General features: G+C 37.0%; 6 protein-coding genes and 3 pseudogenes. 7 read left to right on the plus strand and 2 right to left on the minus strand.

Annotated elements, in window-relative coordinates:
- The 4 genes and pseudogenes from QZ359_RS06235 to QZ359_RS06250 all read left to right on the plus strand — a co-directional run.
- Positions 1 to 388, plus strand: a pseudogene (locus QZ359_RS06235) (ABC transporter permease); the annotation flags it as partial.
- A gap of 1 nt (position 389) precedes the next feature.
- A complete protein-coding gene (locus tag QZ359_RS06240; RefSeq protein ID WP_060806080.1) occupies positions 390 to 1,109 on the plus strand; it encodes an ABC transporter permease in 720 nt (239 codons plus the stop codon).
- Between the two features lie 61 nt (positions 1,110 to 1,170).
- The gene (locus tag QZ359_RS06245; RefSeq protein WP_060806081.1) at positions 1,171 to 1,857 is read left to right on the plus strand and encodes a response regulator transcription factor; all 687 of its coding nucleotides are present in this window, start codon (positions 1,171 to 1,173) and stop codon (positions 1,855 to 1,857) included.
- The gene (locus QZ359_RS06250; protein ID WP_261219359.1) at positions 1,827 to 2,915 is read left to right on the plus strand and encodes a HAMP domain-containing sensor histidine kinase; all 1,089 of its coding nucleotides are present in this window, start codon (positions 1,827 to 1,829) and stop codon (positions 2,913 to 2,915) included. Before QZ359_RS06245 ends, QZ359_RS06250 begins: the two co-directional genes overlap by 31 nt.
- A gap of 177 nt (positions 2,916 to 3,092) precedes the next feature.
- On the opposite strand, the pseudogene yidC reads toward QZ359_RS06250, so the two are convergent.
- Both yidC and QZ359_RS06260 read right to left on the minus strand, forming a co-directional pair.
- Positions 3,093 to 4,018, minus strand: a pseudogene (yidC, locus tag QZ359_RS06255) (membrane protein insertase YidC).
- 77 nt (positions 4,019 to 4,095) lie between these two features.
- Complete coding sequence (locus QZ359_RS06260; protein WP_033681252.1) at positions 4,096 to 4,374, minus strand: acylphosphatase; 279 nt, start codon at positions 4,372 to 4,374, stop codon at positions 4,096 to 4,098.
- Between the two features lie 33 nt (positions 4,375 to 4,407).
- Between QZ359_RS06260 and QZ359_RS06265 the strand changes: the two genes are divergently transcribed.
- From QZ359_RS06265 to QZ359_RS06275, 3 genes and pseudogenes are all read left to right on the plus strand, one after another.
- A complete protein-coding gene (locus QZ359_RS06265; RefSeq protein WP_125416616.1) occupies positions 4,408 to 5,148 on the plus strand; it encodes an RNA methyltransferase in 741 nt (246 codons plus the stop codon).
- Between the two features lie 54 nt (positions 5,149 to 5,202).
- Positions 5,203 to 5,886, plus strand: a complete 684-nt coding sequence (locus QZ359_RS06270; RefSeq protein WP_293964231.1) for a Bax inhibitor-1/YccA family protein — start codon at positions 5,203 to 5,205, stop codon at positions 5,884 to 5,886.
- 110 nt (positions 5,887 to 5,996) lie between these two features.
- A pseudogene (locus QZ359_RS06275) lies at positions 5,997 to 6,213 on the plus strand (asparagine synthetase A); the annotation flags it as partial.

Genomic DNA, 6,213 nt, shown 5'->3' on the forward strand with positions numbered 1-6,213 from the left:
TAACATGACACATTATGTTTTAGGACAAGATGGCTTATTGCTTTTTTCACTAAATGGAACAGTTTGGTTCTATATATTTTTAGCCAGTATAGCTTGGACTTTGTTGGGACTGCTAGCCTATATTATGGCTTTGACATTTAAAACATCCATTGTTCCTCTATTATTTTTACTTCCCCAAGTCTACAATTTAGGAACATTCTTAGCAAACTATATATCGGTTGCAAAATTTCTTCCAGTTGCATTGGGGCAAGGATTGATTGCTACATCTCCTCAAATTTTAGAACATAATAGTTTACAAAATATTTTATTTTTACTTTGTTGGAACTTCTCATTCTTGGCTTTAGCAATTTACCGCTTACTCAAGTCAGATATCGGAGGAGGTGAATAAGTTGAAAGAACAACTTAAAAGTGAGTATCTCAAGTTTATGATGAATCCTTGGCACTGGTTGATTGTAGGTGCTCTATTACTGTGTGTTCCGGCGATGGTTGTTTTTTTAAATAGTAAGCCAGACCAGTTGACTCTACAGTTTGTTTTGGAACAGCTACTGCAAAGTCTCTATTTAGGACAGGCAGGTTTCGTTAGTCTAGCGGTCCTATTTATAGGTCAAGAATTTACAGGATCTAGCCTTCGTACCAGTTTTCTTACATGTCCAAATCGTTTGAAATTTATAATCTGTAAACTAGCTATTGTATTATGTGTGGAAATTGTATTATTGGTCGCTGTAATATCATTATGTATACTAATCACCCAAGGATACTACAATATCAATCTTTTGAGCGATATTAAAAATGTTCTGACAATCCTATTTCCAGCATGTATTTCTATTCTAACCTTCTCTCTTTTAAGTGGTATTTTTGTATTTATTTCCCAGTCTTTTATCTTAATTTTGGGAATCAGTTTATCCCTTTTATTGGGGTTGGGACAAATGTTACTACAATTCAGTTCTTTTTTTAGAAATTTACCATTACTAGCTAGTATGAATTGTTTTTATACCCATCCCTTGTCGCTTTATTATCCAGTGTGGCAAGGCTTAGGGATACAAATAGTTTGGTTATTAATTGTTTTTCTATTTGCTACATTGATACTTATAGGAAAAAATGTACGCTAAAGACAGGGGATATCCTGTCTTTTTCTCAGTTAGTGCTATAATATATTCAGGAGGGTGAGTTATGGCTTATAAAATTTTGGTTGTAGATGATGATCTTGCTATTCTTCGCCTAATAAAAAAAGTACTAGAATATGAAAAATATGAAGTAGTCATACGAAATAAGATAGAAGAGATTGATCTTTGTGATTTTACAGGCTTTGACTTGATTCTATTAGATATTATGATGCCTGTTAGTGGTTTAGAGATCTGTCAGATGATTCGCGAACAGATAACTGTTCCTATCTGTTTTATAACTGCTAAGGATATGGATGAAGATTTAGTAGCTGGAATTAATGCAGGTGCTGATGATTATATTATGAAGCCCTTTAGTATGCAAGAATTGTTAGCACGTGTTAAAATGCACTTGCGTCGTGAAGAACGGAATAAAGGAAATGTTCATCAAATAAAGATTGGGAAGCTTATACTATATACGGATAGTAAGGAACTATTTGTAAACGATGATAAGATTGCTCTGACAAGGAGGGAATTTGACATAGTGAATCTTTTGGCAAGCACCCCAAGTAAAATATATTCTATTGAGGAAATTTATAATTATCTATATCCACAAAGTTCAGAAGCTCTTTTACGTTCGGTTTCAGAGTACATTTATCAAATTCGTCAAAAGCTGAAACCTTATCAATTAAATCCAATTAAAACCTTGTACGGTGGAGGATATCAATGGGTAGAATCAAAAGTTTTAGACAATTAATTCGAGAAACCTGTTGGAGAATTATTTGGCAGTTTAGTCTTGGCTTACTAATGGCCTATCTTATTCCCTTAGCTTCAGTATCTATACAAATAAATGAAGATGGGAAACCTTTAAACAATAGTGGTGTTCTATCAATCTTTTTTAATGTGTCATCATGGATATATATTTGTGTTTTATTGATTATTCTAATAAGTTATCACATTGGAAAATTGTTGAAAAAACTGAGTTATGAAATGACTTTGATTTATGAAAATAGTATGTGGTTGGAGAGGGAATGTACAGAAAGTTTAACGGTTAAAGAATTTCGTGAGACAGGAAATCGGATTATTGTGATGCAAGATAGAATTCGACAATTAATAGTTGATGAGAAACAGCAGAAAGAAGATTTGATGTTTCAGGTTTCAGCAGCTTCTCATGATTTAAAAACTCCCTTAACCATTATTAGGGGAAATGTGGAATTTTTGCAGACGATAACTGAAAACGACCAATCTCAAGAATGCTTAGCAGATATAGAAAGAGCTAGTCAACAGTTACTAGATTATTTCAATCAATTGATTCACTATTCTAAAACCTATTATGATGATGAGACAGGCTGGGAGGAATATTCCTCTTCAGATTTTATCAAGGAATTAGAGAAAGAAGTTTCTTTTTTGATAAAAAATCAGATGAAGTTTTCTTTTGAACAAAATGTGAAAGGAACTGAAAACTATTATATAAATCCATCTCTTCTGATTCGTGCAATACAAAATATTTTAACAAATGCTTTGGAGTATGCAGATAAACAGAATCCTAAAATTAAAATTAGAGTAGAGCAAGAGGGGAAGGAATTGAAAATAGGTATATGGAATAATGGTTCGGAATTTCCAGAGGAAGTTTTAACTCATTTTGGGAAGCTCTTTTATCGTATGGATAAAGCTAGATCGTATAAAGAGCAACATTATGGTATTGGACTTAGTTTTGTATGTAGAGTTGCAAAACTACACAAAGGCCGAGTTGAGCTTAGAAATAGAGACGATGGAGCAGAAGTTTTAATAACTGTGAATTGTATTAAATCATAGTGATTTACTTGTTAATTTATGATTGAATAGTTTTTATATGTGAGCTTTTAAACTATTTAACTTTTTCGACTAGTATAAGATGTAACGGTAGATAATAAAAACGAATGAATGATATCTAGTTGATGAAAACTATTTATCATTCATTCGTTTTTTAATTATTGGATAATTTACGTAGCTTTATCTCGAACGTTGTTTTCCAGCGTTGCGATTTTTATGTTTTTCTTGCTTGTGATAGCAGTTGGTTGTCCAGGGGTAACGTCTTTTCGTCCACTTGGTGTAGAGAAAGTACTTGCTTTTGGTGGGTTCTTTGCCAGTTCTTCACGGACTTTTTTGCGAAGTTTTGGACGAACGATATAGTTGACGATAAACTGTTGGAGAATCATCATGAAACCACCGACAACCCAGTAAAGTGTGACACTGGCTGGTGAAATGAGGGAGAAGACAACAATCGTGATTGGGCTCACGTAAGCCATTTTCTTTATTTGTTCTCTTTGCGTTTCGTCTTCTACTCCGTGAAGTGAAAGGAGCGATTGAAGATAGTAAAGGACACCTGCGCAGGCAACCAAAATCATACTTGGAGAACCTAGAGGAATGCCTAGGTAGCTTGCTTGAGCAACCCCTTCAGTATGTTGGGCAGCAAAGTAGATAGCTGAGAAGAAAGGCATTTGAAGGAGGATAGGGAAACATCCTACACCACCAAACATGCTGATGCCGTGTTCTTTTTGAGCGGCAAAGAGAGCTTGTTGGGCTTCGAGTTTTTCTTCTTGAGTAGTCGCTTCCTTGAGACGTGTTTGGTGTGGCTCAAGGACGTGCTTGAGGGCGTTCATCTTTTCAGAGTGAAGCGTTGCCTTCCATGATTGGTAGATACCAAGTGGCAAGATAATCAAGCGCACGATAATGGTTACGATGATGATAGCGACACCAAAGCCTAGACCTTGATCAGTAGCGAAGTACTTGATAGCTTCAGCCATAGGCGCTCCAATCGTATTCCAAATAAATCCTATTGGCTTTCCTGTGGCTTTATCGACTCTAACACAGCCAGTCAAGACTAGCAACATAGCCACTCCCATAGCTGAGAGTGCAAAACGTTTAATAGATTTCACTGTTTTTATTCCTTCTTTAAAAATTATACCTTTCTATTCTACTGTTTTTTTACAAAATATACAATAGTTCTAGAGACCTAATTTGCGATTTTAAAGTCAGGGTAAGGAGGAAAGTTACTTAGTTTGACATCTAAGTAGCTGACTTTTGAAAAAGGTGTGGGTCCTTTTCGGATTTCTTGGATAAATTTTGCCATGATAGTAGATGAGTCTGCTTGGGCTAAAATTTCCACTGTGCCGTCGTCATTATTCCAGACTCGACCTGTGATGCCACCAATTTCAAGTGCCAAGCTGTAAACACCCCAACGAAAGCCGACTCCCTGCACCCTACCTTGGGCGATCATTCTAACCTTTTGCATACCAAACCCCTTTGATTGTGTTATAATATTTCTATGACTATTATAACCTCAAAAGCCAATTCTGTGGTAAAAAATGCCAAGAAATTACACCAAAAAAAATACCGTAAGTCTACTTATTTGATTGAAGGTTGGCACTTGTTTGAAGAAACTGTTCAAGCTGGAGTGACGATTGAGAAAATTTTTGCCCTAGAAAGTTATAGAGATCAGTTATCTGCTTTTCCGCAAATTGTCTGGGTGTCAGAGGAGATTTTGCGGGATTTGGCAGATACGCAAACACCTCAAGGCATTGTCGCAGTTATTCAAAAAGAAGAAGTGGGACCGCCTGATTTTAGTCAGGGTAAGTTTCTATTTTTAGAAGATGTCCAAGATCCTGGTAATGTAGGTACCATGATTCGGACTGCGGACGCGGCAGGTTTGACAGGGGTCATTGTTTCAGACAAGTCAGCGGATATTTACAGTCTCAAGACTCTGCGTTCCATGCAAGGAAGCCATTTTCATTTGCCCATCTATCGTATGCCTGTTGCTACCTTTATAGAAGAGGCAAAGAAGAGCAATTTGCCCATTCTGGCAACGACCTTATCGAGAGATTCCAAGGATTATCGTGAGCTTTCTCCCCTAGAAAATTTTGCTTTAGTCATGGGAAATGAAGGGCAAGGGATTAGTCCTATCATGGCTGAAAGTGCCAATCAGCTGGTTCATATTGGTATGAAAGGTAGGGCGGAGAGTCTCAATGTGGCAGTTGCCGCAGGCATTTTGATGTTTTATTTCAGCTAATTTAAAAAAACTTTGTTATAATCAAGATATAGTTATAGAAAAAGGAGAATCAGAATGAATCAAACAATTATTCAAGAACGTTCAGGTCTCAATCAATTTTACGCTAAGGTTTATGCCTTTGTAGGGATTGGAATTGGACTATCAGCTCTGGTGTCAGCTTTGATGTTGACAGTCTTTCAGGCTCAATTGACTTACTTTTTAATGCATGGCCGTCTCTGGTTGATGGTTGCAACTTTTGCAGAACTTGCTCTGGTATTTGTTGCAAGTAGCATGGCTGCAAAAAATAGCCCAGCAGCTCTGCCAGTATTTCTAGTATACTCCCTACTGAATGGCTTCACCCTTAGCTTTGTCGTAGCCTTCTATACACCGGGAACAGTTTTGTCAGCCTTTGTATCCAGCGCTCTTCTCTTCTTTGTCATGGCGGCAATCGGGATTTTCACCAAGAAGGATTTGAGTGGAATGGGACGAGCTTTGATGGCGGCGCTTGTTGGTCTCATCATTGCCATGGTTGTGAATCTATTTTTAGCCAATAGCTTCTTTGACTACATGATTAGTATTGCCATGGTCTTGGTTTTCTCTGGTTTGATTGCTTGGGATAATCAAAAGATTCGCTATGCCTATGAGCAGTCACGAGGACAAGTAGCGACAGGTTGGATCATCTCAATGGCACTCAGTATCTATCTTGATTTTATCAATCTTTTCCTCAGTATTCTACGTATCTTTGGTCGCAATGACTAAAGGTCCATGAAATCAGTGTTCGAAGGAGCACTGATTTTTTTAAATTTTCTCTTTTCTTTTCTTGGAAATAGGTGTATAATGCTTTTAATTAATTTTTTGAGGAGTAGTTTATGAAGAAAAGTTTTATCCATCAACAAGAAGAGATTTCCTTTGTCAAAAACACTTTTACCCAATATTTGAAAGATAAGTTAGAAGTTGTCGAAGTTCAAGGTCCTATCTTGAGCAGGGTCGGCGACGGGATGCAGGACAACTTATCAGGTGTGGAGAACGCCGTATCGGTCAAGGTTCTCCAAATCCCGGATGCTACTTATGAAGTGGTGCACTCCC

It is taken from the genome of Streptococcus sp. (assembly GCF_019414905.1).
GTDB lineage: Bacteria > Bacillota > Bacilli > Lactobacillales > Streptococcaceae > Streptococcus.